24 protein-coding genes are annotated in these 25,840 nt (G+C 66.7%); 13 read left to right on the top strand and 11 right to left on the bottom strand.

Going from position 1 to position 25,840, the window contains the following annotated elements; translation table 11 throughout:
* From K7G82_RS11180 to aac(6'), 8 genes are all read left to right on the top strand, one after another.
* A complete protein-coding gene (locus K7G82_RS11180) occupies positions 1–732 on the top strand; it encodes a class I SAM-dependent methyltransferase (RefSeq protein ID WP_222989908.1) in 732 nt (243 codons plus the stop codon).
* Positions 729–2,261 (top strand): 2-polyprenylphenol 6-hydroxylase, encoded by a 1,533-nt coding sequence (gene ubiB / locus K7G82_RS11175; RefSeq protein ID WP_222989907.1) that lies wholly within the window; start codon positions 729–731, stop codon positions 2,259–2,261. The genes K7G82_RS11180 and ubiB overlap by 4 nt, the downstream gene beginning before the upstream one ends.
* 4 nt (positions 2,262–2,265) lie before the next feature.
* Positions 2,266–3,093: a nucleotidyltransferase domain-containing protein gene (locus tag K7G82_RS11170; RefSeq protein ID WP_222989906.1), complete on the top strand. Its 828-nt coding sequence runs from the start codon at positions 2,266–2,268 to the stop codon at positions 3,091–3,093.
* Between the two features lie 84 nt (positions 3,094–3,177).
* On the top strand, positions 3,178–4,362 hold the full coding sequence (gene coaBC / locus K7G82_RS11165) for a bifunctional phosphopantothenoylcysteine decarboxylase/phosphopantothenate--cysteine ligase CoaBC (protein ID WP_222989905.1): 1,185 nt from the start codon (positions 3,178–3,180) through the stop codon (positions 4,360–4,362).
* The gene (locus K7G82_RS11160; RefSeq protein ID WP_222989904.1) at positions 4,359–4,784 is read left to right on the top strand and encodes a DoxX family protein; all 426 of its coding nucleotides are present in this window, start codon (positions 4,359–4,361) and stop codon (positions 4,782–4,784) included. Before coaBC ends, K7G82_RS11160 begins: the two co-directional genes overlap by 4 nt.
* Positions 4,781–5,227: a dUTP diphosphatase gene (dut, locus tag K7G82_RS11155; protein ID WP_222989903.1), complete on the top strand. Its 447-nt coding sequence runs from the start codon at positions 4,781–4,783 to the stop codon at positions 5,225–5,227. The genes K7G82_RS11160 and dut overlap by 4 nt, the downstream gene beginning before the upstream one ends.
* 5 nt (positions 5,228–5,232) lie before the next feature.
* Positions 5,233–5,988, top strand: a complete 756-nt coding sequence (locus tag K7G82_RS11150) for a HesA/MoeB/ThiF family protein (protein ID WP_222989902.1) — start codon at positions 5,233–5,235, stop codon at positions 5,986–5,988.
* A gap of 2 nt (positions 5,989–5,990) precedes the next feature.
* Positions 5,991–6,437, top strand: coding sequence for an aminoglycoside 6'-N-acetyltransferase (aac(6'), locus tag K7G82_RS11145; RefSeq protein WP_425517264.1), 447 nt, complete (start codon positions 5,991–5,993; stop codon positions 6,435–6,437).
* A gap of 4 nt (positions 6,438–6,441) precedes the next feature.
* Here the strand turns inward: aac(6') and topA are convergent, their stop codons facing one another.
* The 4 genes from topA to plsY all read right to left on the bottom strand — a co-directional run bounded on the left by topA (position 6,442) and on the right by plsY (position 11,987).
* A complete protein-coding gene (topA, locus tag K7G82_RS11140; protein ID WP_222989900.1) occupies positions 6,442–8,982 on the bottom strand; it encodes a type I DNA topoisomerase in 2,541 nt (846 codons plus the stop codon).
* 73 nt (positions 8,983–9,055) lie between these two features.
* Positions 9,056–10,048, bottom strand: a complete 993-nt coding sequence (locus tag K7G82_RS11135; RefSeq protein ID WP_222989899.1) for a hypothetical protein — start codon at positions 10,046–10,048, stop codon at positions 9,056–9,058.
* Positions 10,049–10,255: 207 nt separating this feature from the next.
* Positions 10,256–11,374, bottom strand: coding sequence for a DNA-processing protein DprA (gene dprA, locus K7G82_RS11130; protein WP_222989898.1), 1,119 nt, complete (start codon positions 11,372–11,374; stop codon positions 10,256–10,258).
* 1 nt (position 11,375) lies between these two features.
* Complete coding sequence (gene plsY / locus K7G82_RS11125; RefSeq protein WP_246623409.1) at positions 11,376–11,987, bottom strand: glycerol-3-phosphate 1-O-acyltransferase PlsY; 612 nt, start codon at positions 11,985–11,987, stop codon at positions 11,376–11,378.
* A 134-nt stretch (positions 11,988–12,121) separates the two neighbouring features.
* Between plsY and murI the strand changes: the two genes are divergently transcribed.
* Both murI and hemA read left to right on the top strand, forming a co-directional pair.
* Positions 12,122–12,919 (top strand): glutamate racemase, encoded by a 798-nt coding sequence (murI, locus tag K7G82_RS11120; RefSeq protein ID WP_222989897.1) that lies wholly within the window; start codon positions 12,122–12,124, stop codon positions 12,917–12,919.
* 129 nt (positions 12,920–13,048) lie between these two features.
* Positions 13,049–14,263 carry a 5-aminolevulinate synthase gene (hemA, locus tag K7G82_RS11115; RefSeq protein WP_222989896.1) on the top strand — a complete coding sequence of 405 codons (1,215 nt, stop codon included), beginning with the start codon at positions 13,049–13,051 and terminating at the stop codon, positions 14,261–14,263.
* Positions 14,264–14,329: 66 nt separating this feature from the next.
* Here the strand turns inward: hemA and bla are convergent, their stop codons facing one another.
* Positions 14,330–15,163 (bottom strand): class A beta-lactamase, encoded by an 834-nt coding sequence (gene bla / locus K7G82_RS11110; protein WP_222989895.1) that lies wholly within the window; start codon positions 15,161–15,163, stop codon positions 14,330–14,332.
* Positions 15,164–15,318: 155 nt separating this feature from the next.
* Between bla and K7G82_RS11105 the strand changes: the two genes are divergently transcribed.
* Positions 15,319–16,206 (top strand): LysR family transcriptional regulator, encoded by an 888-nt coding sequence (locus K7G82_RS11105; protein ID WP_222989894.1) that lies wholly within the window; start codon positions 15,319–15,321, stop codon positions 16,204–16,206.
* Positions 16,207–16,258: 52 nt separating this feature from the next.
* Here K7G82_RS11105 and K7G82_RS11100 read toward each other — a convergent pair whose 3' ends face one another.
* The 4 genes from K7G82_RS11100 to K7G82_RS11085 all read right to left on the bottom strand — a co-directional run bounded on the left by K7G82_RS11100 (position 16,259) and on the right by K7G82_RS11085 (position 20,156).
* Positions 16,259–16,924 (bottom strand): class I SAM-dependent methyltransferase, encoded by a 666-nt coding sequence (locus tag K7G82_RS11100; RefSeq protein WP_246623408.1) that lies wholly within the window; start codon positions 16,922–16,924, stop codon positions 16,259–16,261.
* A complete protein-coding gene (locus K7G82_RS11095) occupies positions 16,924–18,171 on the bottom strand; it encodes a BtaA family protein (protein WP_222989893.1) in 1,248 nt (415 codons plus the stop codon). The genes K7G82_RS11100 and K7G82_RS11095 overlap by 1 nt, the downstream gene beginning before the upstream one ends.
* A gap of 179 nt (positions 18,172–18,350) precedes the next feature.
* A complete protein-coding gene (locus K7G82_RS11090; protein WP_222989892.1) occupies positions 18,351–19,529 on the bottom strand; it encodes an MFS transporter in 1,179 nt (392 codons plus the stop codon).
* Positions 19,530–19,571: 42 nt separating this feature from the next.
* Positions 19,572–20,156 carry a helix-turn-helix domain-containing protein gene (locus K7G82_RS11085; protein ID WP_222989891.1) on the bottom strand — a complete coding sequence of 195 codons (585 nt, stop codon included), beginning with the start codon at positions 20,154–20,156 and terminating at the stop codon, positions 19,572–19,574.
* Positions 20,157–20,340: 184 nt separating this feature from the next.
* Here K7G82_RS11085 and K7G82_RS11080 point away from each other — a divergent pair, with 184 nt between their 5' ends.
* The gene (locus K7G82_RS11080; RefSeq protein WP_246623407.1) at positions 20,341–21,096 is read left to right on the top strand and encodes a phytanoyl-CoA dioxygenase family protein; all 756 of its coding nucleotides are present in this window, start codon (positions 20,341–20,343) and stop codon (positions 21,094–21,096) included.
* 10 nt (positions 21,097–21,106) lie between these two features.
* On the opposite strand, the gene K7G82_RS11075 is transcribed toward K7G82_RS11080, so the two are convergent.
* Complete coding sequence (locus K7G82_RS11075) at positions 21,107–21,478, bottom strand: tRNA-binding protein (RefSeq protein ID WP_222989889.1); 372 nt, start codon at positions 21,476–21,478, stop codon at positions 21,107–21,109.
* A gap of 67 nt (positions 21,479–21,545) precedes the next feature.
* Positions 21,546–22,016: an Lrp/AsnC family transcriptional regulator gene (locus K7G82_RS11070; RefSeq protein ID WP_222989888.1), complete on the bottom strand. Its 471-nt coding sequence runs from the start codon at positions 22,014–22,016 to the stop codon at positions 21,546–21,548.
* Between the two features lie 118 nt (positions 22,017–22,134).
* Here K7G82_RS11070 and putA point away from each other — a divergent pair, with 118 nt between their 5' ends.
* Positions 22,135–25,776: a trifunctional transcriptional regulator/proline dehydrogenase/L-glutamate gamma-semialdehyde dehydrogenase gene (putA, locus tag K7G82_RS11065; RefSeq protein ID WP_222989887.1), complete on the top strand. Its 3,642-nt coding sequence runs from the start codon at positions 22,135–22,137 to the stop codon at positions 25,774–25,776.
* Positions 25,777–25,840: the final 64 nt, after the last annotated feature.

The following is a 25,840-nucleotide window of genomic DNA, read 5'->3' as shown; positions in this document are numbered from 1 at the left end:
ATGACCGACACCGTCTCCTTCGGCTATGAGGATGTGGCCCCAGAGGAAAAGACCGCGCGCGTGCGCGGCGTCTTCTCCAGCGTCGCCTCCAGCTACGATCTGATGAACGACGCCATGTCCGGCGGCATGCACCGCTTGTGGAAGGACCGTTTCGTCCGCCGCGTGAAGCCCCGCGCGGGCGAACGCATTCTCGACGTCGCGGGCGGCACGGGCGATATCGCCTTTCGCATGGCAGCATCGGGCGCAAGCGTCACCGTATCGGACATCAATCCGGAAATGCTGGGCGTCGGCATGGAACGTGCGGCCAAGCGCGGCATCGAAGGGCTGACCTGGCAGGAGGAGAATGCGGAGACGCTGAGCTTCGCCGATGCCGGCTTCGACGCCTATACGATCGCCTTCGGCATCCGCAACGTCACCCGCATCCAGCAGGCGCTGTGTGAGGCGCATCGCGTGCTCAAGCGCGGCGGGCGCTTCTTCTGCCTCGAATTCTCGACGACCCTGTGGCCGGGTTTCGCGGAGATCTACGACGCCTATTCGCACAAGCTGGTGCCGAAGCTGGGCAAGGCGCTGGCCAATGACGAGGACAGCTATCGCTATCTGATCGAATCGATCCGCCGCTTCCCCGACATGAAGAGTTTCGAAGGCATGATCGCCAAGGCCGGCTTCGTCCAGACCCGCGTCGAACCGCTGCTCGGCGGACTTGTCGCCATTCATAGCGGCTGGAAGATTTGACCCGTCCCTCCGTCCATCTCTGGCGCCTCCTGAAATGGGGCCGCACCCTGGCGCGCCATGGCGCGCTGACCGGCATCGAGCGCGATCCTCTGACGCCGCCGCGCGTGCGCAGGCTCGTCCGCCTCGCCCGCTTCGGCGCGCGCGTGCCCAGGCAACCGCGCTATGCCGATGCCTTCCAGGCGATCGGCCCCGCCGCGATCAAGCTCGGCCAGTCGCTCGCGACCCGTCCGGACCTCGTCGGTGAAGTCGCCGCGCACGATCTGCTGCGTCTGCAGGACGCGCTGCCGCCCGCCCCGTTCGAGCAGATCCGTGACAGCATCGAAACGGCGCTGGGCAAGCCGATCGAGGCCCTGTTCCAATCGATCGACCCCGATCCCGTCGGCGCCGCCTCGATCGCGCAGGTGCACAAGGCGGTCACCACCGATGGCCGCACCGTCGCGGTCAAGGTGCTGCGCCCCGGCATCGAGGATGACTTCGCCGAAGCGCTCGAAACCTATGAATGGGCGGCGGCACAAGCCGAGTCGCTGGGGGGCGAGATCGCCCGGCTTCGTCCCCGGCTCGTCATCGCCACCTTCCGCCAATGGACGATGCGCGAGCTCGACCTGCGGCGCGAGGCGGCATCCGCGTCCGAACTGGCCGAGGCGATGGCAGCGGAACCCGGCTATCATATTCCGACCATCGACTGGCAACGCACCGCGCGCCGGGTGATGACGCTGGAATGGCTCGACGGCATCAAATTGTCGAAGCGCGACGCCCTGATCGAGGCGGGTCATGATCCCGCCATACTCGCCGCCAGACTGGTGCGCGCGTTCCTGCGCCAGGCGATCGCCGAGGGCTTCTTCCACGCCGACCTCCACCAGGGCAATCTGTTCGCGCTGCCCAATGGCGATCTGGCCGCGATCGATTTCGGCATCATGGGCCGCATCAACCGCCAGGCGCGGATGTGGCTGGCCGAAATCCTCTATGGGCTGCTGACCGGCAATTACCGCCGCGTCGCCGAGATCCATTTCGAAGCGGGCTATGTGCCGGCCCACCATAATGTCGACGAGTTCACCACGGCGCTGCGCGCGGTGGGCGAGCCGATCCGGGGCCTGCCAGTCAAGGACGTGTCGATCGGGCAGATGCTCGACGGGCTGTTCGCGATCACGCGCGATTTCGACATGCAGACCCAGCCGCATCTGCTGCTGCTGCAAAAGACGATGGTGATGGTCGAGGGCGTCGCCCAATCGCTCGATCCCGACATCAACATGTGGGACGTGTCCGGCCCGTTCGTGAAGGAATGGCTGCGAACCGAACTGGGGCCGGAAGCCATGGTCGCCGATCGGCTGATCCAGGACTTCCGCACGCTGCGCAACCTGCCCGACCTGATCCGCCGGATCGAGGCGCAATATCCCAAGCCCGGCGCGGCGCCGCCGCCGCCGCCGCTGCGCGAGGTGGAAGTGATCCGCATCGGCGGCGGCTGGCGCTATGCGGTGGTGGCCGCGCTCGCCGCCGGAGCCGGCGCGGCGGCGATGGCGGTTTTCGGCTGAGGCGATGGCTTCGCCGCCATCCGCGCTGCGGTCGATACCATCGCATTTCTCACCCGAGCGACTGGCAGATGTCGACGCCCGGCTGGCGGGCATCATCCGCGATCATCACGTCACGATCGGGCTGGCGATCGAAAGCGGCAGCAGGGCCTGGGGCTTCCCCTCGCCCGACAGCGACTATGACTGCCGCTTCCTGTTCGTGCGCCGAAGGGAGGACTATCTCTCGCCCTGGCAGAAGCGCGATGTCATCGAGACGCCGCTCGAGCACGATATGGACGTCAATGGCTGGGAGCTGGGCAAGGCGATCAAGCTGCTGCTCAAGGGCAATGCGGTCGTCATCGAATGGCTGATGTCGCCGATCGTGTACCAGGGCGCACCGGAGTTTCGCGACGGGCTGCTCGGCCTCGCCAATGCCCATACCGATCGCGCCGCGATCGCACGTCATTATCTGCATCTGGGCGAACGACAGCGGAACACCTATTTCGCCGATCACAAGGCGATCTCGCTCAAGAAGATCTTCTATGCGCTGCGCCCAGCCACCGCGCTGCGCTGGCTGCGCCTTCATGCCGAGGCTGCGATCGCACCAATGGATTTTCCCACCCTGCTCGAACAATGCGATCCACCCGAAGCGGTGGTGCGACTCGGTCACGAGTTGATTGAACGCAAAGCGGTGACGCGCGAACTGGGATCCGGCCCGCTGCCTCCACCGCTCCGCGATTTCATCGACGACGAGTTCGCGGCTGCCCGCGCCTGTTTTCCCGCCCGTGCTCATCGAATATCCGAAGACGCAAGGCGCGATGCAGCGGCATTTTTTCGGTCGATGCTGCGCGACTGACGCTACTCCTGTATCGTGCGCGACATTGCCCAAACCGGCTTCGCATCTCGACAGGCGCACTGCCGCAAGGCATGAGTGCCGACGATGACGGCAAAGCGCATCCTCCTGATCGTCGGCGGCGGAATCGCCGCCTATAAGGCCTGCGAGCTGATCCGCCTGATCCGCAAGGCCGGCATGTCGGTGCGCTGCGTGCTGACCGAGGGCGGCGCGCATTTCGTGACGCCGATGACGCTGGCGGCGCTCTCCGAACAGCCTGTTCACACCAATCTCTTCGACCTGAAGGACGAGGCGGAGATGGGTCATATCCAGCTCAGCCGACAGGCGGACCTGGTCGTGATCGCGCCTGCCACCGCCGATCTGCTCGCCAAGATGGCGGCGGGCATTTCGGACAGTCTGGCGACGACATTGCTGCTCGCCACCGACAAGCCGGTGCTGGCGGCGCCCGCGATGAACGTGCGCATGTGGCAGCATGCCGCGACGCGCCGCAACGTGGCGCAACTGCGCGCCGATGGCGTGACGATCATGGATCCCGACGAAGGCCCGATGGCCTGCGGCGAGTACGGCCCCGGCCGCCTGCCCGATCAGCAGGCGATCATGGCCGCGATCCAGGCGCATTTCGCGCGTGGAAACGCGCTGGCCGGCCGCCATGTGCTTGTCACGGCGGGGCCGACGCACGAACCGATCGATCCGGTGCGCTACATCGCCAATCGTTCGTCGGGCAAGCAAGGCTTCGCGATCGCCGGCGCACTCGCCGCGCTGGGCGCGCGCGTGACGTTGGTCGCGGGGCCGGTCACTCTGCCCACGCCGATGGGCGTAACGCGCATCGACGTCGAGACCGCGCGCGAAATGGCGGCTGCGGTCGATGCCGCGTTGCCCGCCGATGCCGCGGTGATGGTGGCGGCGGTCGCCGACTGGCGCACCGAGGCCAGCCCGGAAAAGATCAAGAAGACCGGTGACGGCGCGGTGCCCGCGCTCCACTTCACCGAGAATCCCGACATCCTCGCGACGCTCGCGGCCTCGCCCGCACGCCCCAGGCTGGTGATCGGTTTCGCGGCGGAGACCGAGAAGCTCATCGAGCATGCGACGGCCAAGCGCGCGCGCAAGCGGGCCGACTGGATCGTCGCCAACGATGTCTCGGTCGATGTGATGGGCGGGGAGCGCAACAGCGTCCATATTGTCACCGCCGATGGCGTCGAAAGCTGGGAAACCTTGCCCAAACAGGCTGTCGCCGACCGTCTGGCCGCGCGGATCGCGCAGGCGCTGGCGTGACACGCGACTGGCTGCTGCTGCGTCCGCTTGCCGCGCTCGGCGATCTGGCGCTGCTGACGGCGCGGCTGCTCACCGGCAGCTTCCTGATCCATGGCGTGCTCGACAATATCCTGAGCCACGAGCGCATGGCGGAGTTCGCCGGCTTCCTTGCCGCCAATGGCTTCGCGGCGCCCGGCCTGATGGCGCCGCTCTCCGTCTGGATGCAATTCACGATCGGCGTCGCGCTCGTCCTGGGCCTGCTCACGCGCTGGGCGGGGCTGCTGCTCGCCTTCAATTTCACGGTCGGCGTGGTGATGGTCCATCTGGCGCAGAGCTTTCGCGAGATCTGGCCCGCGGCGGTGCTGATCGCGCTGGGCCTGCTCTTCGCCACGCTGGGCGCCGGCCGTATCGCTCTCGATCGATTCCTCGAAAGGACATCATGACAATCACGATCGCGCTGAAGCGCCTGCCCCATGGCGAGGGTCTGCCCCTGCCCGCCTATGCGACCGAACATGCCGCCGGCATGGACGTGGTCTCGGCCGAGGACGTGACGCTCGCGCCCGGCGGCCGCCATGCCGTCGCGACCGGCTTCGCCATGGCGATCCCGGCGGGCTATGAAGTGCAGGTGCGGCCTCGCTCCGGCCTCGCGCTCAAGCACGGCATCTCGCTGCCCAATACGCCCGGCACGATCGACGCCGATTATCGCGGCGAACTGAAGGTCATCATGATCAACCTGGACAGCGAGCCGTTCGAGATCGCGCGCGGCGACCGGATCGCGCAGCTCGTCGCCGCGCCCGTCCAGCCGGCGATCTTCGCCGAGGTCGATTCGCTCGACGAGACCGCGCGCGGCGCCGGCGGGTTCGGCTCGACCGGCGTTCGCGGCTGACCGCGATGGACCTGACCGACGAGGAACTGGACCGCTATGCCCGGCATATCGTGCTCAAGCAGGTCGGCGGCACGGGCCAGGGCCTGATCAAAAAAGCGCGCGTCACCGTGATCGGCGCGGGCGGCATCGGTTGCCCGGCGATCCAGTATCTTGCGGCCGCCGGCGTCGGCGCGCTCACCATCATCGACGATGATCGGGTGAGCCTGGCCAATCTCCAGCGCCAGACCCTGTTCACCACCGGCGATGTCGGCGCGCTCAAGGCCGAACGCGCGGCCGATGCGGTGCGCGCGCTCAATCCGCATGTTGCAGTCACCGCGCAGGTCGCGCGGATCACCGCCGCCAATGTCGCCGAGTTGATCGTGGACACCGATGTGGTGCTCGACGGATGCGACAATTTCGCGACGCGGCTGCTGGTGTCGGACCATTGCACGCGCGTGCATATCCCGTTGGTTTCGGCCGCGATCGGGCAGTTTCAGGGGCAGATCGGCACGTTCCGCGGCTGGGAGGCCGGCGCCCCCTGCTATCGCTGTTTCGTCGGCGATGCGCATGACCCCGATGATTGCGACAGTTGCGCCGAACAGGGCGTGCTGGGCGCGATGGCGGGCATGATGGGCAGTTTCGCGGCGATGGAGGCGATCCGGCTCGTCACCGGCTTCGGGCCGGAAGCGACCGGCAAGCTCCATGTCTTCGATGGCATCGCGCCGATGATGCGGACGATCCGGCTGCCCAAGGATCCTGCCTGCAGAACCTGCGGACAATGAGCGTGCGGATCCGCCCCTGCCGGGAAGCGGATCTTGGGGCTTGGACAGCGCTGCGCGAAGCCCTGTGGCCCTGGCTCAAGGACGAACCTGACGTCATGGCGGCGCAGATGCTCTCGCGCGGCGATGCGGCGGTTCTGCTCGCCGTCGATACGGACGATCTGGCGGTCGGCTTCGCCGAGGTCGCGCTGCGCCGCGATTATGTGAACGGATGCGAAACTTCGCCGGTCGGTTTTCTCGAAGGCATTTATGTCGATCCGGCACACCGGCTGGGCGGCGTCGCCCGCGCGCTGTGCGAAGAAGCCGAGCGCTGGTCCGCGCGCCACGGCTGCACCGAATTCGCCTCCGACGCGCTGCTCGACAATGTCGCGAGCCACGCGATGCACGACGCGCTCGGCTTCGAGGAAACCGAGCGCGTCGTCTATTTCCGGAAGATGCTGCCGACGCGGTAGAAAGCTACTCGGCCTTCGCCTTCTTGGCCGGGGCCTTTTTCTTCGCGGGCGCCTTCTTGGCCGCAGGCTTCTTCTTGCCCTTGCCCTTCGCCGGCCCCGCGGCCGCCCGCGCATCGATCAGTTGCGCCGCTTCTTCCAGCGTCAGCGCATCCTTGTCGATCGTCTTCGGCAAGGTCGCGTTGGTCGTGCCGTCGGTCACATAGGGGCCGAAGCGCCCCTCCATCAGCTTGATCTCGGCTTCGGTGCGCGGATGGGCGCCGAGCACGCGCAGCGGCTCGCGCGAGCCGCGCTGCGGGCGTCCGCCGCCCGCCGCCGCCTCCGCGAGCTTGACCACGGCCGCATTCATGCCCGTCTCGAACACCTCGGCGGTGGAGGTCAGCCGCGCATATTTGCCGTCATGGGCAAGATAAGGTCCGTAGCGCCCGATGCTGGCGGTGATCGGCTTGCCGCTCTCGGGATGGTCGCCGATCGTGCGCGGCAGCGAGAGCAAACGCACCGCCCAGTCGAAATCGAGTTCGATATCCTTGGGGATCGACGAGCGCTTGGCTTCCTTGCCGTCGCCAAGCTGGACATAGGGGCCGAACCGCCCCGACCGCTTGGAGACTTCGAGACCGGTCTCCGGGTCGCTGCCCAGCACCTCCGGCCCCGTATCGCCACCCTGATCGCCGCTGCCGCCCGCCTGCGCGAAACGGCGGGTATATTTGCATTCGGGATAGTTGGAGCAGGCGATGAACGCGCCGAAGCGCCCACCACGCAGCGACAGCCGCCCTTCACCGCAATTGGGGCACAGCCGGGGGTCGCTGCCGTCCTCCTTCTCGGGGAACAGCAGGGGCGCCAGGAACTCGTCGAGCGCGGCGGTGATGTCCGACGGCTTCTGCTCCATCACCTCCGCGGTACGCGGCTTGAAATCGCGCCAGAAGGCTTCCAGCACCTTCTGCCACTGTGCACGGCCGCCCGAGATCTCGTCGAGCTCGTCCTCAAGCTCGGCGGTATAATCATAGCTTACATAGCGCTCAAAAAAGCGTTCCAGGAACGCCGTGACCAGCCGCCCGCTTTCCTCCGCGAAGAAACGATTCTTCTCGACGCGAACATAGGAACGATCCTTAAGCGTCTGAAGAGTCGACGCATAAGTCGATGGCCGGCCGATGCCGAGTTCCTCCAGCTTCTTGACCAGGCTCGCTTCCGAGTAACGCGGTGGCGGCTGGGTGAAATGCTGTTCGGCATGGACGGCCTTCTTGGCGGGCGCATCGCCTTCGGACATGCGTGGCAGGCGGCGCGAATCCTCGTCGCCCTCATCGTCCCTGCCTTCTTCGTACAGGGCCAGATAGCCGGGGAAGAGCACGACCTGCCCGGTCGCGCGCAGCCCGGTCTGGCCGGTGCCGTCGGCGAAATCCACGGTGGTGCGCTCCAGCCGGGCCGACGCCATCTGGCTCGCCAGCGCGCGCTTCCAGATCAGATCGTAGAGCCTGGCATGATCGCCCGAGCCGAGCTTGTCCTTCGAGAAATCAGTGGGGCGGATCGCCTCGTGCGCTTCCTGCGCATTCTTGGCCTTGGCGGTGTACTGGCGCGGCTTGTCGGGCACATAGCTGCCGTCATAGCGGTTCGCGATCGCGCCCCGTGCCGCGGAGATGGCGCTCGCGTCCATCTGGACGCCGTCGGTCCGCATATAGGTGATCGCGCCGTCCTCGTAGAGATTCTGCGCCACCCGCATCGTATGGCTGGCGGAGAAGCCCAGCTTGCGCGCGGCTTCCTGCTGCAATGTCGAGGTGGTGAAGGGCGGCGGCGGATTGCGTGTGAGCGGCTTGGTCTCGACCGAGGCGACGCTGAACCGTCCCGATTCGACCGCGGCCTTCGCCGCTTCGGCATCGCCCTTGTTGCCCAGCGTCAGCCGTTCGACCTTCTCGCCCTTCCAGCGCGAAAGACGCGCGACGAATGCCTGGCCGTCCTGCTCCATATCGGCCGTGACCGACCAATATTCCTGCGGGCGGAACTGCTCGATCTCGCGCTCTCGGTCGACGACCAGCCTGAGCGCCACCGATTGCACGCGCCCTGCCGATTTGGCGCCCGGCAGCTTGCGCCACAACACCGGAGACAGGGTGAAGCCGACCAGATAGTCGAGCGCACGGCGCGCGCGATAGGCGTCGATCAGATCCTCGTCGAGCGCGCGCGGCGCCTTCATCGCCTCCGTCACCGCCGCCTTTGTAATCGCGTTGAAGGTAACGCGATCAACCTCCTTGGGTAGCGCCTTTTTTTGCCGAAGCACTTCCTGGACATGCCAGGAAATCGCCTCACCTTCGCGATCAGGGTCGGTCGCCAGGATCAGGCGATCGGCGCGCTTGGCCTCATCGGTGATCGCCTTGAGCTGCTTGCCCTTGTCGGCATAATTCTCCCACTGCATCGCGAAGGCGGCGTCGGGATCGACCGAGCCGTCCTTGGCCGGCAGATCGCGGATATGGCCGTAAGAGGCGAGGACCCTGAAGTCCCCGCCCAGATATTTCTCGATGGTCTTGGCCTTGGCCGGGGACTCGACGATGACAAGCTGCATGGCGGTCTGATTCACTCCCTACGCGTACGCGCGAGGGTGGAAAGCCTCCGGCCGCCCCGTCAAGCGCTTCCGTTCAACGCAAGCTCGCCAGCCTGCCCACCAACACCTCGTTGGCGTCGAACGCCGCCTGTTTGGCGCCGGGAACATAGGTGCCCGGGCGCGCGGTGAAAGTGAATTTCTTCGAGCTGTTGGTTCCCACCCCACCCAGCAGGCCGATCGCATTGCCGATGGCGTTCGCGGTCTTCTCGCCGCCCGACATGCTGTCCGCCTTGTCGAAGAAATCGCCGCCGACCGCGACCGGATCGGCGAGCGCAAGCGTGGCGGATTTATAGTTCGGCCCGACCACGGTCAGCTTCGACTGATCGGGTAGCAGGGCGAGGCTGCCCTTCACGCTGACCGCGGAGGTCGATCGGAACCAGCCGCCATATTCGTCGCTGTCGGCAAAATCGACATAGTAGATCGCGTTGACGACGTTGACGCCGGTTTCCTTGGCATAGGTGGTGGCGCCGTTCATCACCTGGGTACCGTTCATGATCAGGCCCATCGCGCCGAAGCCGCTCGCCGCGACATCGCCGGTGACGAGCTTGAGCGGCGCGGTCTGCGCTGCGCTGACGAACAGCACATTCGCCTTGTCATCGCGCCCGGTGATCGTCGTCATCTCCTTGGTTCCCGGCTCCCCCTTGGCCTTGGCATAGGCCGGATGGGCGGCGAGCGCCGCACGATCGACGACTTCGAACCCGGCGGCCGTCAGCCTGGCCGCCAGATCGTCATGCGCGGCGTCGGCGATCTGCTGCAGATCGGCCTGGGTGTAACCCGCAAGCGTGCTGCGGACGGTGGAACGGCCGCCATAGCCGCTTCCGAGCATGCCGCCGCCGGCTTTGGTCGAATCCTTGCGCTCGATCAGGAAGCCGATGGTGAGCTGGCCGATGACGACCCGCTGCGTTCCCTTCACATTCTTGGCCGAGGTGACCTTGACGGGGTCCTTGGCCTTCGCGGCCAATGCGGAAGCGGGCATGGCGGCCAGCGCCAATGCGGACAACAGGGTGGTGATGACAGGACGGGACACGATGCTCTCCCCCGGGAGAATGGGCGCGACCCGGTGCGATGCTTAAACCGATATCAACCGCAATTCAAAGCCTTCGCGATCCTGCTCGACGAAAAGGCGGCGCTCATACCAGGATGCGGGGATGCTGACGCATCCGCACCCGGGAACGCCCAAGCGCCGCGCGGGCTTGACCGGGATGCGATGAGTCGGACTCAACGCATCCCGGTATCAGCCGCCCAGGCTGACCTTGCCGCCGGCGTGACGCTCGATCCGCCCGGCCAGTTCCAGTTCGAGCAGCACCGTCTGCACGGCCGAGGACGGGATACCGGCCTGCCGGATGATCTCGTCCACCGGCACCGGGGCGTGCCCCAGCAACGCGACGATCCGGTTCCTTTCCCGCTCATCCACGTCGATGCCGGTCGGCTGCGGCGCGTAGGCCTCCGTCGCCTGCGCCAGCCGCACGCTCCCGATCGGCGTGATCGCCTCGATCACATCGGCGGCCGACTGGATCAGCGTGGCGCCTTCGCGGATCAGCCCGTTGCAACCCTGCGCACGGGGATCGAGCGGTGATCCGGGCACCGCCATCACTTCACGCCCGGCTTCGTTGGCGAGCCGCGCGGTGATCAACGAGCCGGAACGCGGCGCCGCCTCCACCACCACCGTGCCCAGCGCCATGCCGGCGATGATCCGGTTGCGCGACGGGAAATGGCGCGCCAGCGGTTCGCGGCCCGGTGGCTGCTCGGCGATCAGCAGGCCATGCTGCGCGATCTCCTCCTGCAATCCCGCATTTTCCGGCGGAAAGGCGATGTCGATGCCGCTGGCGATCACCGCCGCCGTACCCGATCGGATCGATCCCTGATGCGCCGCCGTATCGATACCCCGCGCCAGCCCGGAGACGACCAATATCCCCGCCTCGCCCAGCGACTGGGCAAGCTGACGCGCGAAACGGCAGGCGGCCGCCGAAGCGTTGCGCGCGCCGACGATCGCCACCGTCCGGCGCGCCACCAGACCGGGATCGCCGCGCACGATCAGGACGGGCGGCGCGGTCTCGATATGCCCGAGCAGTGAAGGATAGCCCGCGTCCCCCAGAAACAGGTGGCGGGCGCCCAGCCGCTCGACCGCGCGCAGTTCCTGTTCGATCTCCGCCATGCCGGCGATGCGCGGGGCGCGACCGCCGCCACGGGCGGCCAGGCCGGGCAAGGCGTCGAGCGCGGCCCGCACACTGCCGAACCGGGCGATCAGCTGGCGATAGGTGACAGGCCCGATCTGTGCGGAGCGGATCAGCCGCAGGCGCGCCAGCCGGTCATCGGCGCGATCCGCGCCATCGGCCGCCCCATCGCCCCTCATGTCAGGCGCGCCCGATCCTCGGTTCGGTTCCCGCCATCAAGCGCTCGACATTGCCGCGATGCTTCCACAGCAGGATCAGCGTGAGCGCAAGGAACAGCACGACCAGATCGAACCGGCCGAGCACCGCCGCCGTCACCGGCAGCAGGATCGCGGCCGACATGCCGCCGAGCGACGAGATCCGCGTGACCAGGATCGTCCCGATCCAGACCGCGGCGAAGACCAGCGCGTAAAATGGGCTGCCGGTCAGGATGCTGAAGGCGAGCGCGATGCCGAACAGGGTCGCGACTCCCTTGCCGCCGCGAAAGCGCAGCCAGACGGGATAGACATGGCCCAGAAACGCGCCGACCGCCGCCAGGGGCGCCAGATCCGGGCCGATCGCGGCGGCGATCAGCACTGCGGCCGTGCCTTTCGCCATATCGAGGACCAGCGTCAGCGCCGCCAGCCATTTACGGCCGGTGCGAAGCACGTTGGTGGCCCCGATATTGCCCGATCCGATGGCGCGCAGATCGCCCGCCCCGGCGATCCGGGTGAGGATCAGGCCGAAGGGAATCGATCCCAGGAGATAGCCGAGCAGCAGCGCCGCCGCGGGTCCGATCCAGATGCTGGTGTCCAAATCCCACCCCTTTCGCGGCCAACATAGTGGTTTGTGGCATGGCCGCAATAAAGCCGATCAACAGATCGATCCATTCCGAACCGATTTCTTGGCCAACGCTTCCCCGCCGGTCACCCAGGCTTTAGGGAGCACGCATGACCGACATGCGACCGATCCTGTTCTTCGATTCCGGCGTGGGCGGGCTTTCAGTGCTGGCGCCGGCGCGCGAACTGCTTCCGCGGGCCCCCTTCGTCTATGTCGCGGACAATGGCGGTTTTCCCTATGGCACCCGTGGCGAAGCGGAAATCGCGGCGCGCGTGCCCGCGCTGCTCGGGCGACTGGCCGAGCGCTATCGCCCCCGATTGATCGTCATCGCCTGCAACACCGCCTCCACGATCGCGCTGGCGCATGTCCGTTCGGCGCTGGAGGTGCCGATCGTCGGCACGGTCCCCGCGATCAAGCCGGCGGCGCTGGTGTCGCGAACCCGCGCTATCGGCGTGCTGGGCACCGATGCGACGATCCGCCAGCCCTATGTCGACCGGCTTGCCGCCGAGTTCGCGGCGGACTGCGCGGTGTTTCGCCACGGTTCGGCCGAACTGGTCACCGCCGCCGAGACGAAACTGCGTGGCGGCGTGCCCGATCCGGCCATTTTCGAACGCGCGATCGCCGGGCTGACCGGGCAGGCGGGCGGCGATGCGATCGACACGATCGTGCTTGCCTGCACCCATTTTCCACTGGTCGAGCAGGAATTGGCGGCCGCCGCGCCCCATCCGATCGCCTTTGTCGATGGCGGCGCGGGGATCGCGCGGCGGATCGCACATCTGACCGCCGGTCAGGACTGGCCGGAAACGGCCTGCGACGGCGTGATGGTCTTCACGGCGGCGGATTCCGCCAATGCCGCGCTCGCCCCGGCACTGGCGCGATACGGGCTCGTTCGCATCGAAACGCTTTAGGGTGGGACAATTTGCCCCGGACAATTGCGTATGTTGCGAGCCGTTCTCGCTGGCCATAGACGCATCGCGACGCTAAAGGCCAAGCCAAGAGGCGGGCGCAGCGTCATCATTGGCTGAGGGGCCGGGACATTGGATTACCAGCGCGTTTTTACCCAGGCGATCGATCGGCTGCATGCCGAAGGGCGCTATCGCGTGTTCATCGATATCCTGCGCAACAAGGGCATGTTCCCCAATGCGCGCTGCTTCGCCGGCCATAACGGGCCGAAGCCGATCACCGTCTGGTGCTCGAACGACTATCTCGCCATGGGCCAGCATCCCAAGGTGATCGCGGCGATGGAGGAAGCGCTCCACGACGTCGGCGCCGGATCGGGCGGCACGCGCAATATCGGCGGCAACACCCATTACCATGTCGATCTCGAGAATGAGCTGGCGGACCTTCACGGCAAGGAAGGCGCGCTGCTCTTCACCTCGGGCTATGTCTCGAACGAGGCGACGCTCGCCACGCTCGGCAAGATCCTGCCCGGCTGCGTGATCTTCTCCGACGAACTCAACCACGCCTCGATGATCGCGGGCATCCGCAATTCGGGCTGCGAGAAGCGCGTCTTCCGTCACAACGACCTTGCGCATCTGGAAGAGCTGCTCGCGGCCGAGGATGCTGACACGCCGAAGCTGATCGCGTTCGAGAGCGTCTATTCGATGGACGGCGACGTCGCTCCGCTCCACGCGATCTGCGACCTGGCCGACAAATACAACGCGCTGACCTATCTCGACGAAGTCCATGCCGTCGGCATGTACGGCCCGCGCGGCGGCGGCATCTCCGAGCGCGACGAGGCCGCGCAGCGGATCACGATCATCGAAGGCACGCTGGGCAAGGCGTTCGGCGTGATGGGCGGCTATATCGCCGCCGACAAGATGATCGTCGACGTGATCCGCAGCTATGCGCCCGGCTTCATCTTCACCACATCGCTTTCGCCCGTGCTCGTCGCCGGCGTGCTTGCGGCGGTGCGCCACCTCAAATCATCGAGCGTCGAACGCGACGGCCAGCAGGCGGCCGCCGCGCGGCTGAAGGACATGTTCGCCCAGGCCGGCCTGCCGGTGATGGCGTCGACCACGCATATCGTGCCGCTGATGGTGGGCGATCCGGTCCGCGCCAAGAAGATCAGCGACATCCTGCTCGCCGAATATGGCGTCTATGTGCAGCCGATCAATTATCCGACGGTGCCGCGCGGCACTGAACGGCTGCGCTTCACCCCCGGCCCCGCGCATGACGAAGCGATGATGCGCGAGCTGACCCAGGCGCTGGTCGAGATCTGGGACCGGCTGGAAATGCGCAAGGCGGCTTAGGCCGAGGAAGCGATCCCCCCTCATTCCGGCCAAAGCCGGAATGAGGTGTTGGTGGGCACTGAATTCCTACAAATGCCGAACCAGAGCGCGCGCGACGTCCGCGAGCGCGCCTTGCCGCGCCGTCTGATCCGCCGGGCTCTCCGCCAGATAGGACGTCACCAGGATCGGCTTGCGCGCGGGCGGCCACAGGATCCCGATATCACCGACGACACCATTGCCGCTGGTGCCGGTCTTGTCGCCGACGCGCCAGTCCGCCGGCAGCCCGGCACGCAGCCGCTTGCCGCCCGTCTCGTTCTCGATCAGCCATTGCGTCACCTGCGCGCGCGATACGGGTTTCAGCGCATTGCCGATCAGCACGGCGCGCATCGATCGCAGCATCGCATCCGGCGTGGTGGTGTCACGCGGATCGCCTGGAATGGCCTCGCTCATCATCGGCTCGATACGATCGAGCCGCGTGGCCGCATCGCCCAGGCTGCGCACGAACGCATTGAACCCCGCGATGCCATCGACCACAGGCAACAGCAGATTGGCGGCGGCATTGTCGCTGAGCGTCACCGTCGCCTTGCACAGTTCGGCAACGGTCAGCGTGCCGCCGAAATGCTTCTCCACGGCCGGAGAATTGGGCACGAAATCGCTCTTCGCGATCGGCACCGCGCGGTCGAGCCGTTCCCTGCCCTGCTCCACCCGGCGAAGCACCGCCGCCGCGAGCAGGAATTTGAAGGTGCTGCACATCGGGAAGCGCTCGCCGCCGCGCCACGCGAAGCGATGGCCATTGCCCGTATCGAGCATCGAGACGCCCAGCCGCCCGCCGACGCCAGCTTCGATCCGCCGGATCTTCGCCAGCAGCGCATCGCTCCGCCACGGATCGCGCCCGGCGGCGCGCGCCAGTTGTGGCGCCAACGCCGCTCCGGCCGCCGCCGCTCCAAATCCAATCAATATATCGCGTCGTCCGAACATACGCCGATCTCCCTTCATATCCGCCGAAATTATGGATTGGAGACAAAGCGACAATCGATCATATCTCGAAAGAGCCATAAGTTTTTCTGGGGTGATAGATGGATCGTCCGCAATTGCCGCTCAACGCGCTGCGCGCCTTCGAGGCAGCGGCCAGACATCTGAGCTTGACGCGCGCGGGGCTTGAACTCTGCGTGAGCCAGGCAGCGGTGAGCCATCAGGTCAACGCGCTCGAGCAGCGGCTCGGGGTACCCCTGTTCCGCCGCCTTCCGCGCGGCCTGGCGCTGACCGACGAGGGCGCGGCGCTCGTGCCCGTCCTAGCCGAAAGCTTCGACCGGATCTCGGCCGTGCTCGATCGCTATGCCGGCGGGCGCATGCGCGAAGTGCTGACGCTGGGCGTGGTCGGCACCTTCGCCACCGGCTGGCTGCTGCCACGCCTGCCCGACTTCGCCGCCGCCCATCCCTTTGTCGACCTGCGCATGCTCACCAACAACAACCGTGTCGATCTGGCCGGAGAAGGGCTCGACTATGCGATCCGCTTCGGCGACGGCGCGTGGCGCGGGGCGGATGCCGACCGGCTGATGACAGCGCCGCTGACGCCGATGTGCGCGCCCGGCATCGCGCAGCGCCTATCGCAACCGGGCGATCTGGCCGGGGAATTGCTGCTGCGATCCTATCGGCCCGACGAATGGCCACTCTGGTTCGAAACCCAGCGCACCCCCTGCCCGCCGCTTCATGGCCCGATGTTCGATTCATCGGTCACCACCGCTGCCGCGGCGGCCGCCGGCAGCGGCGTCGCATTGCTGCCGGCGCGCATGTTCGAACATGCGCTGGATCAGGGCCGGCTGGTGCGTCCCTTCGCGCACGAGATCGAGACCGGCGCCTATTGGCTGACGCGCCTCAAAACGAGAAAGCCGAGCGAGGCGATGCGCGCGTTCCGTGAATGGCTGATCGCGTCCTGTGCCGAGTTGCCGCCGTTTGGAGCCTGATCGTTCGAGGTGGAAGCGCTTTGCGTTTCCACCAAAAGCGTGAATCAGGCTTCTATCGAGCCTTTGGCCGTCTTAGCACCGCGCTCCAGGCATAGCCGCGATAGAGCGGCTTGAAATCGAGCGTCAGCCCATGATCCTCGGCAAGCATCGCCAGGATCGAGCGAAGATCGGCGCGTGGGCGCACCGAAAAGCGGCCAAGCCAGGCGAACAGCATCGCCCGCCACCAACGCGGCAACCGCTCCTGCTGCCCGAAATCGACGATGTGGATCGCCCCACCGGGCGCGAGCACGTCGATCGACGCCGAGATCGCTTCACGCCAGCCCGGAATCATCGACAGCGTGTAAGAAAAGAAGATGCGATCGAAATCCTTGCGGCCGAACATCGCCCGGGGATCGAACCCCGTCGCATCACCCTGCGCCAGCCTGACCCGGTGCGCCAATCCCGCGCGACGGACCGCGACGGTGGCGGTTTCGAGCATCGCGCGCGAGATATCGAATCCATGCAGCCGCGCCTGCGGCCAGGCCCGCGCCGCCGAGACCAGATTGCGCCCGGTGCCGCAGCCGACCTCCAGCACCGCGCCCTTGGGCGGCGGGCGCAAGCCGGCGATCAGCCGGTCGCGCCCCAGCAGATAATATTTACGGGTCAGGTCGTAGATATGGCGCTGGGTCCGGTAGATCGCATCCATATGATCCGCGGTGGACGCCGCGACTGGCCCCATCAGGCGGCACCCTTCAGCACATAGAGATGCACGCCGCCATAAATCGACGAACGATCGCGCCGGGTGAAATCGCGCGACGCGGCCTCTTCATATTGCCAGCGGTTCAGGATCGCGTCGGGCACGCGGCCCGGCAGCAGCGTCGGTTCGGCGGCCGTCCGGAAGAGCACGCGCGAACCGGGCTTTGCAGTACGCGTGATTTCGCTCCACAAGGTGGTGAGCTGCGCGTCCGTCATCCAGTCCTGTGCATCGAGCAGGACATAGCGATCGAGGCTGGCATCGCCATTCTCACGCAGGAAATCGACGAAATTGGCGTGGCGTACATCGACCCGGTCGACGCGCGACACCACCGCTTCGTAATTGGCGGCCTCCAGATAGGGGGGCACGGAAGCGCCCGGCGCCTTGCCATAGCCTTTGCCGAACGCCTGCCAGGCGAAATAGTTGGAGCCGATATCGAAGTCGCATGCGAGCTTCTCGAGCCGCTCGCGCAGCACCAGCGCCATGTCCTTGCCGCCGGCGAGCACTTCATATTGCGCGGGCGGGATGCCCAGGCCGAACAGGGACGCGGGATTGCTCGTCAGCCAGCGGATGAACCGCCGGTCGAACACCGGCGCGAAATGCGCGTCGAAGATCACGCGCTGTTCCTCGATGGAGCCGGCCTGAAGCAATTGCCGTGGATCGACGCCATAGAATCTGGCGAGCAGGTGCGCGACGTCGATGAAATTGCCGAGCAGCCCCCGGCGGTAGAAATTGCGCGCGAAGCCGCCGATCCGGCGGCGCCCGATCATGTCGCGCCCTTCCCAATAACGGCGCGACGTTTCGTCGAGATGCGGCGCGACATGCTGGGTGTAGGCGGTCACATTCTCGCGCCGGTCGGCATCGCCGAAAAAGCGATAGAAGCTCTCATGATCGGGCAACCGCCGCGCCGCCGCCAGCTTCAAGCGGTTGAGCGCGATATGCGCGGTGTTGAGGTCGACGGCGGTGATCCGCGCCGGATTGGCGGTGAGATAGGACAACACGTTGCAGCCGCCGCTCGCGATCGTCACCAGATGCGTGTCCGGCCCGAGCTGGAGCGCCTCCAGATCGACGACGGGATCTTCCCAGATCTGCGCATAGACCAGCCCGCGAAAAGCGAAGGTGAAGGCGCGTTCGAGCAGGCCCTGCTTCGAGAGCTGGCCATGCTGCAGGACCGCATCGCGCACGCGATGGTTCGATCCCGGTTTCGTGTCGGTGATTGCGGCGCTCGCCATGATGCGTCCCCTGCCCGGTTTCGGTGCGCTTGGAGCATTTTCGAGTTGACCGTTCACGGTCGACGGCTCGGAAAATGCGACCACGAAAGACAAGAGCGTTTCCGCTCATTGCGGAAGCGCTCTAGACGCGCGTCGTGACGGCATGGTGACGATTTGGCGAAGGAACCGAGACGTCCCGTTCAGGACTCGTGCTTCAGCGGCGGCAGCAACAACAGCAGCAGGACGCCCGAGACCGCGATCAGCGCCGCCCCGGCGGACAGCGGCACAAGTCCACGCTCGATAAAGGGCGCGACACTGGCGGTGCCCAGCGAGGTGACGAGCAGGATCGCCACGATCACCAATGCGGCGCCGCGCGCATCGTCCCCCCTTGACGCCACCACCGCGCGGTGGAAACCGGGCGGCCCGCGCAGCCCCAGGCCGATATTGAACAGCAGGAAAATCGCGGTGACGCCCAGCGGATCCGTACCGCCCGCCAGCGCATAGCCGAGCATCGCGACACCGCCCGCCGCCGAGATCACGTTGCCGAGCAGGATCATCGGCTCCGCGCCGAACCGGCGGGCGCAGGTACCGGCCAGGTTGGATGCGACGACGAAACAGGCGATACCGCTCATCTGCATCGTGATGAAGTCGGCGATACCGCCCCCCATCACGACCGTGAAGACGGTGGGCGCGCCGAACACGAAGACGAGCAGCGCGCCCAGCGTGCAGGCATGGCTGAGCGCATAGCGCATGAAGACGGGATCGCTCAGCAGACGCAGATAGCCCCCGCCGTTCCGGCTTGCCGCGGGCCTCGGCAGATGGTGATGGCGCAAGAGGGTGATCGCCGCCAGCGCGAAACCGAGCGCCGCGAGCACGTCGAAGCTCGCGCGCCAGCCCCAAAGGCCGAGCAACCACAGCCCCACCAGCGGCGCCAGGGCGGGCACCAGCGATTCGATACTGCCGAGCAGCCCGAGCGCGCCCACAGCGCGCCCGTCGCCATACAGCAGCCGCAACAGGCCCGGCGCGAACACGGCCGCCGCCGCGCCGGAGGCGCCTTGCAGGAAACGCAGCGCGATCAACGCGTCCAATGACGGGCTGAAGCTGCAAATCAACGAAATCGATCCGTAGGCGAGCAACGAAACCGCCAGCAACCGGCGCTGATCGAACCGGGCACCGAGTTCGCCGAAGAAGAGCAACCCCGCTGCCGCACCCGCAGTGAAGCTGGCGAGCACAAGTTGGGCGCGCGGCAGATCCCCGCCCAGCGCCGCCGGCAGTCCGGGAACCGCCGGCAGGATCAGGTCGGTCCCGGCAATGCCGATGACCGTGCCACTGACGATCAGCAGGAATGTGCCGACATGGCGGCTGGGGGTTGTGGTCATTCGCCCGGTCTAGCCACGCCCGCGAACGCGGCAACGCATAAGTTATGCGCCCAGTGTCTCCACCAGCCGCGCGGCGGTGCCGTCGGACAGGACGAAGCGCGTCCAGCGGCAAAGGCTCGGGCGAACCGGCACGACATCGGATTCGTTCGCGCCGGTTTCCATCTCTACCGGCGCGACGCCGGGACGCTCGCGCCAGCCCAATGCGGGCAGCCGCGCCTCCATCGCCGCCAGTTCCTCGGTGATGAAAGGCCAGAGCGATCGGCCGATCATCGCGTCGGGCCCACAGCCGAAATCTCGCGCCCGCGCCGGAGACAGAGCGAGCAGGCGGTGGCTGAGATCGCAGATCAGGTGCATGGCGCGCGGGTTGTCGCTCACCAATCCGGCGAGCACGCGGTCGGCCCCGGCGTCGAGCCGCGCGGCAAGCACCGCCTCCACCTTGGCGCGTTCGGCCGGCTCCATCGCCTGCGCACCCGCTTCCCAGCGCGAAACCGTCGATTGCGCCACACCGAAGCGTTCCGCCGCATCCGAATGCTTGATGCGATGCAGCACGCGCCAACGCCGCAGCGCGCGACCGAGCGGCGCCTGTGGCGGGTGGATGCCGTCCAGAGGAGAGACTCGCTGGCCCATGCGCTCAATTTAGAGCATCGTGCGGAAAGGTGGGAACCGGTTTTCCGCGTCAAGCGATGCGGTCACAAAGAGCTGGAGCAGGCTTACGCGTTTCAGCTTCCGTGCAGCCTGCCCTATCGTGACCGATGCGCGACCGTCGCCCACGCTCTTTCCCAAGTGCCGTCGGCGCGGCTAAGCCATGACGATGAGCGAAGACTCCATGATCGCGGATTTCATCCGGGACGGCTTTGTGAAAATCTCCGGCGCCTTCCCCCGCTCGATGGCGGACCAGGCGCGCGCGATCCTCTGGCGCGATACCGGCTGCGATCCCGACAATCCGGCGAGCTGGACACGCCCGGTGATCCGGCTCGGCATGTATCATCAGCCGCCCTTCGCCGAGGCTGCGAATACCCCGATCCTTCATGCCGCCTATGATCGGCTGGCCGGTGCGGGACGATGGCTGCCGCCGCGCGCTATGGGTACGTTTCCGGTCCGCTTTCCTTCACCGGCCGACCCCGGCGATACCGGATGGCATATCGATGTGAGTTTCGGCCATGAGGATCCCGACTTCATGGCCTGGCGCGCGAATATCATGTCGCGGGGCCGTGCACTGCTGATGCTTTTCCTCTTCTCGGATGTCGGTGAGAACGATGCGCCGACACGGATCAGGATCGGATCGCATCGTTCGATCGCGCGGATGCTGGCGCCAGCCGGCGAGGACGGGCTTACCCTGCGAGAACTGGCCGCGAACGGCTTCGACGAAAGTCGCGGCTGCGCGGAAACATGGGCGACCGGCGAAGCGGGCAGCGTCTATCTCTGCCATCCTTTCCTGGTCCATTCCGCCCAGCCGCACCTCGGCGCTCGACCGCGCTTCCTGGCGCAACCGCCATTGCTACCGAGCGGGACGCTCGATCCGTCCGGCCCCTCACCGGTCGAACGCGCGATCGCGGCGGCGCTCTAGGGTCCAGCCCCTAGAACAGCCGCCCACCGTCAGGCACCGCGAGGCCCGGCATCGCCAGCACCACCTCGCCATCGGCATCGGGAAAACCGAGCGTCAGGACTTCGGACATGAATTTGCCGATCTGGCGCGGCGGGAAATTGACCACGGCGGCGACCTGTCGACCGATCAGCGTTTCTGGGGTGTAATGGCGCGTGATCTGCGCGGACGACTTGCGGCGGCCGATCGTCGGACCGAAATCGATCACCAGCTTGATCGACGGCTTGCGCGCTTCGGGAAAGGGTTCGGCCTCGACAATCGTGCCGACGCGGATATCGACCGCCAGAAAGGCATCGAAGGAGATCGTTTCGGCAACAGGCGCCGAAGGGTCGTGGGAGACATGCATGGGAAACTCCGGCTCATCCGTCGTCGGGCCGGCTTCGCCATGCACGAACCGGCATCGACGCGTCAAATCAGGCCACCGCCTCACGGACGGTCTGCATCGCCACGAAGGTGGAGGTGTTGGCGACGTGCGGCAGGCTTGAGATCTTCTCGCCCAGCACCGCGCGATATTTGCGGATATCGGAGGTCCGCACCTTCAGCAGATAGTCGAAATTGCCCGCGATCATGTGGCATTCCTCGACTTCGGGAATCCTGCGCACCGCGGTGTTGAATTCCTCCAACGCCTTTTCGCGCGTGTCGGACAGCTTCACCTCGGCGAATGCGATATGATCCATGCCCAGCTTCACCGGATCGATGATCGCGCGGAAGCCGAGGATGTAGCGGGCGTCGACAAGGCGCTTGAAGCGGACCATGCAGGGCGTCTTCGACAATCCGACGCGCTTCGCCAGTTCGGTGACGGTCATCCGCCCATCATCCGCCAGCACAGCCAGGATGCGGCGGTCGAACTCGTCCAGATCGACCAAATTTGTGGATATATCCATTGTATTTCCCTGACTTTCTCGGAAATTATGGTCTATTTCACCTGAAATGACCATATGAAAAGTCTGAAGGACTTCGGGTTTCATTCTATATCGGACCGGGATTTCCAGGAGCCTCCGCATGACCGCAGCCGCAGAACCGTCCTTCTCCAGCTTCGCGCCGCCGATCCGGCGGCAGGACGCGCTGCGCCAGGCGATCACCGCCGTCTATCGTCGCCCGGAACCCGACTGCGTCGCACCGCTGCTGGCCGCCGCGACATTGCCTGAGGAGACCCGCAACGCCGCGCGAGAAACCGCCCGGCGCCTGATCACCGCGCTGCGCGCCAAGCATAAGGGCACGGGCGTCGAAGGGCTGGTGCAGGAATATTCGCTGTCGAGCGAGGAAGGCGTGGCGCTGATGTGCCTGGCCGAAGCCTTGCTGCGCATCCCCGACAGCGCGACGCGCGATGCGCTCATTCGCGACAAGATCGCCGATGGCGACTGGAAATCGCATCTCGGCGGCGGACGGTCGCTGTTCGTCAACGCAGCGACCTGGGGTCTTGTCGTCACCGGCAAGCTGGTCAACAGCGTCAACGATCGCGGGCTCGGCGCCGCGCTCACCCGGCTGGTCGCACGCGCCGGCGAGCCGGTGGTGCGCCGGGGCGTCGACCTGGCGATGCGGATGATGGGCGAACAGTTCGTGACCGGCGAGACGATCGCGGAAGCGCTGCGCCGCTCACGCGAGATGGAAGCCAAGGGCTTCGGCTATTCCTACGACATGCTCGGCGAAGCCGCGACCACCGCGGCCGACGCCGACCGTTACTATCGCGACTATGAAAGCGCGATCCATGCGATCGGCGCGGCATCGGCGGGGCGCGGCATCTATGGCGGCCCCGGCATTTCGATCAAGCTGTCCGCGCTCCATCCCCGCTATGCGCGCGCCCAGGCCGAACGCGTGATGGACGAACTGTTGCCCAGGGTGAAGGCGCTCGCCGCGCTGTCGCGCTCCTACGACATCGGCTTCAATATCGATGCGGAGGAAGCCGACCGGCTCGAACTCTCGCTCGATCTACTCGAAAGTCTGGCGTTCGATCCCGATCTCGCCGGCTGGAACGGGCTGGGCTTCGTCGTCCAGGCCTATGGCAAGCGCTGCCCCTGCGTGCTCGATTTCATCATCGACCTGTCGCGGCGCGCGGGCCGGCGGATGATGGTGCGGCTGGTCAAGGGCGCCTATTGGGACGCGGAGATCAAGCGCGCCCAGGTCGACGGGCTCGCCGGCTTCCCTGTCTATACCCGCAAGATCCACACCGACGTCGCCTATGTCGCCTGCGCGCGCAAGCTGCTCGGCGCGACCGATGCGGTATTCCCGCAATTCGCCACGCATAATGCGCAGACGCTCGCCACCATCTACCGGATGGCGGGGCCGGATTTCACCTTGGGCGATTACGAGTTCCAGTGCCTGCACGGCATGGGCGAGCCACTGTACGAGGAAGTCGTCGGCGCGGACGCTCTGGACCGGCCGTGCCGCATCTATGCCCCGGTCGGCACGCACGAGACGCTGCTCGCCTATCTGGTGCGCCGCCTGCTCGAAAACGGCGCCAATTCCTCGTTCGTCAACCGCATCGCCGATCCGGCGGTATCGATCGAAGACCTGGTCGCCGATCCGGTCGAGATCGTCCGCGCCATGCCGATCCCCGGTGCACCGCACGACCAGATCTCGCTCCCCGCCGACCTTTATGGCGCACGGCGCAATTCGACAGGCATCGACCTGAGCGACGAAACCGCACTCGCCGCGCTTGGCGAGAAGCTGCGCGAAAGCGCCGCGATCGATTGGACATCCGCGCCGGCCGATCGCCAGGGCACCGCCCGCCCCGTGCTCAATCCCGCTGATCATCGCGACACGGTCGGCATCGTGACCGAAGCATCGGCCGATGCCGCGCGCGCGGCCGCGACACAGGCGTCGCGTTCGAACTGGATCGCGGCGCCCATCGCCGAACGCGCCGCCTGCCTCGAGCGCGCGGCCGATCTGTTCGAACAGCGGATGCCGATCCTGCTCGGCCTGATCGTGCGCGAAGCGGGCAAGTCGCTGCCCAACGCCATCGCCGAGGTCCGAGAGGCCGTGGATTTCCTGCGCTATTATGCCGCGCAGGCACGCAGCACCTTCGGTCCCGTCCATGCGCCGCTCGGCCCGGTGGTCTGTATCAGCCCCTGGAACTTCCCGCTCGCCATCTTCACCGGCCAGATCGCCGCCGCGCTCGTCGCAGGCAACCCCGTGCTCGCCAAGCCCGCTGAAGAAACCCCGCTGATCGCGGCGGAAGGCGTTCGCCTGCTGCATGAAGCGGGCGTGCCCGCCGACGCGCTGCAGTTGCTCCCCGGCGACGGCAGGATCGGCGCGGCCCTCGTCGCGGCCCCGGAGACATCGGCGGTGATGTTCACCGGATCGACCGAAGTCGCGCGGCTGATCCAGGGCCAGCTTGCCGATCGCCTGTCCCCGGCGGGCAAGCCGATTCCGCTGATCGCGGAGACCGGCGGCCAGAATGCGATGATCGTCGATTCCTCGGCGCTCGCCGAACAGGTGGTGGCCGACGTGATCGCCTCCGCCTTCGACAGCGCGGGCCAGCGCTGCTCGGCGCTGCGCATCCTGTGCCTGCAGGAGGAAATCGCCGATCGCACGCTGGCGATGCTCAAGGGCGCGCTCAACGAACTGAGCATCGGGCGCACCGATCGGTTGCGCGTCGATATCGGCCCGGTGATCACCGCCGAGGCGAAGGACACGATCGAGGCGCATATCGCGGCGATGCGCGCCGCCGGCCGGCCGGTCGCGCAGCTCGATCTCGCGTCCGAGACCGCGCACGGCACCTTCGTGCCGCCGACGATCATCGAGCTCGACGATATCGGCGCGCTCAAGCGCGAGGTGTTCGGCCCCGTCCTCCATGTCGTGCGGTATCAGCGCGAACGGCTCGATGCGCTGATCGATGCGATCAACGCGACCGGCTATGGCCTCACCTTCGGCCTGCACACGCGGCTCGACGAGACGATCGCGCATGTCACCTCACGGATCCGGGCAGGCAATCTCTACATCAACCGCAACGTCATCGGCGCGGTCGTCGGCGTCCAGCCCTTTGGCGGGCGTGGTCTTTCGGGCACCGGCCCCAAGGCGGGCGGACCGCTCTATCTCGGCCGTCTCGTCAAGACCGTGCCGGTGCCGCCGGGCCATGGCACCGCGCATACCGATGCCGCGCTGCTCGACTATGCCGGCTGGCTGACGGCGAACGGAGAGCAGGCGGCGGCCGAACAGGCGCGACGCTATGGCGAGAATTCGGGGCTCGGCATCGAGCTGGAGCTGGCGGGGCCGGTGGGCGAACGCAACCTCTACGCCCTTCATCCGCGCGGCCGCATCCTGATCCGGCCGATATCGGCGGCGGGCCTCCACCAGCAGGTCGCGGCGGTGCTCGCCACGGGCAACAGCGTGGCGATCGACGACCAGGCGGGCCTTGCCGGGCTGCTTGCGGGCGCGCCGGCAAGCGTATCGGCGCGCATATCCCCGCTCCAGCCGGACGAACCGCTCGCCGGTGCGCTGATCGAAGGCGACGCCGACCGCATCCGCGCCGAAGCGCGCGACATCGCCGCCCGCCCCGGCCCGATCATATTGGTGCAGGCCGCCTCCCCCGCGCAATGTGGCGAGGCGGACGCCTATACGCTCGACTGGCTGGTCGAAGAGGTATCGACTTCCATCAACACAACGGCGGCGGGCGGCAATGCCAGCCTCATGACATTGGCGTAAGCTTGGCCAGCACCCTCTCTTGTCATTCCCGCGCATGCGGGAATGACAGGGAGGCTCTATCGCC

It is taken from the genome of Sphingomonas colocasiae (assembly GCF_019880585.1).
GTDB lineage: Bacteria > Pseudomonadota > Alphaproteobacteria > Sphingomonadales > Sphingomonadaceae > Sphingobium_A > Sphingobium_A colocasiae.
Note: the sequence above shows the minus strand (reverse complement) of the source record. Positions and strands in the feature narration are given on the sequence as shown.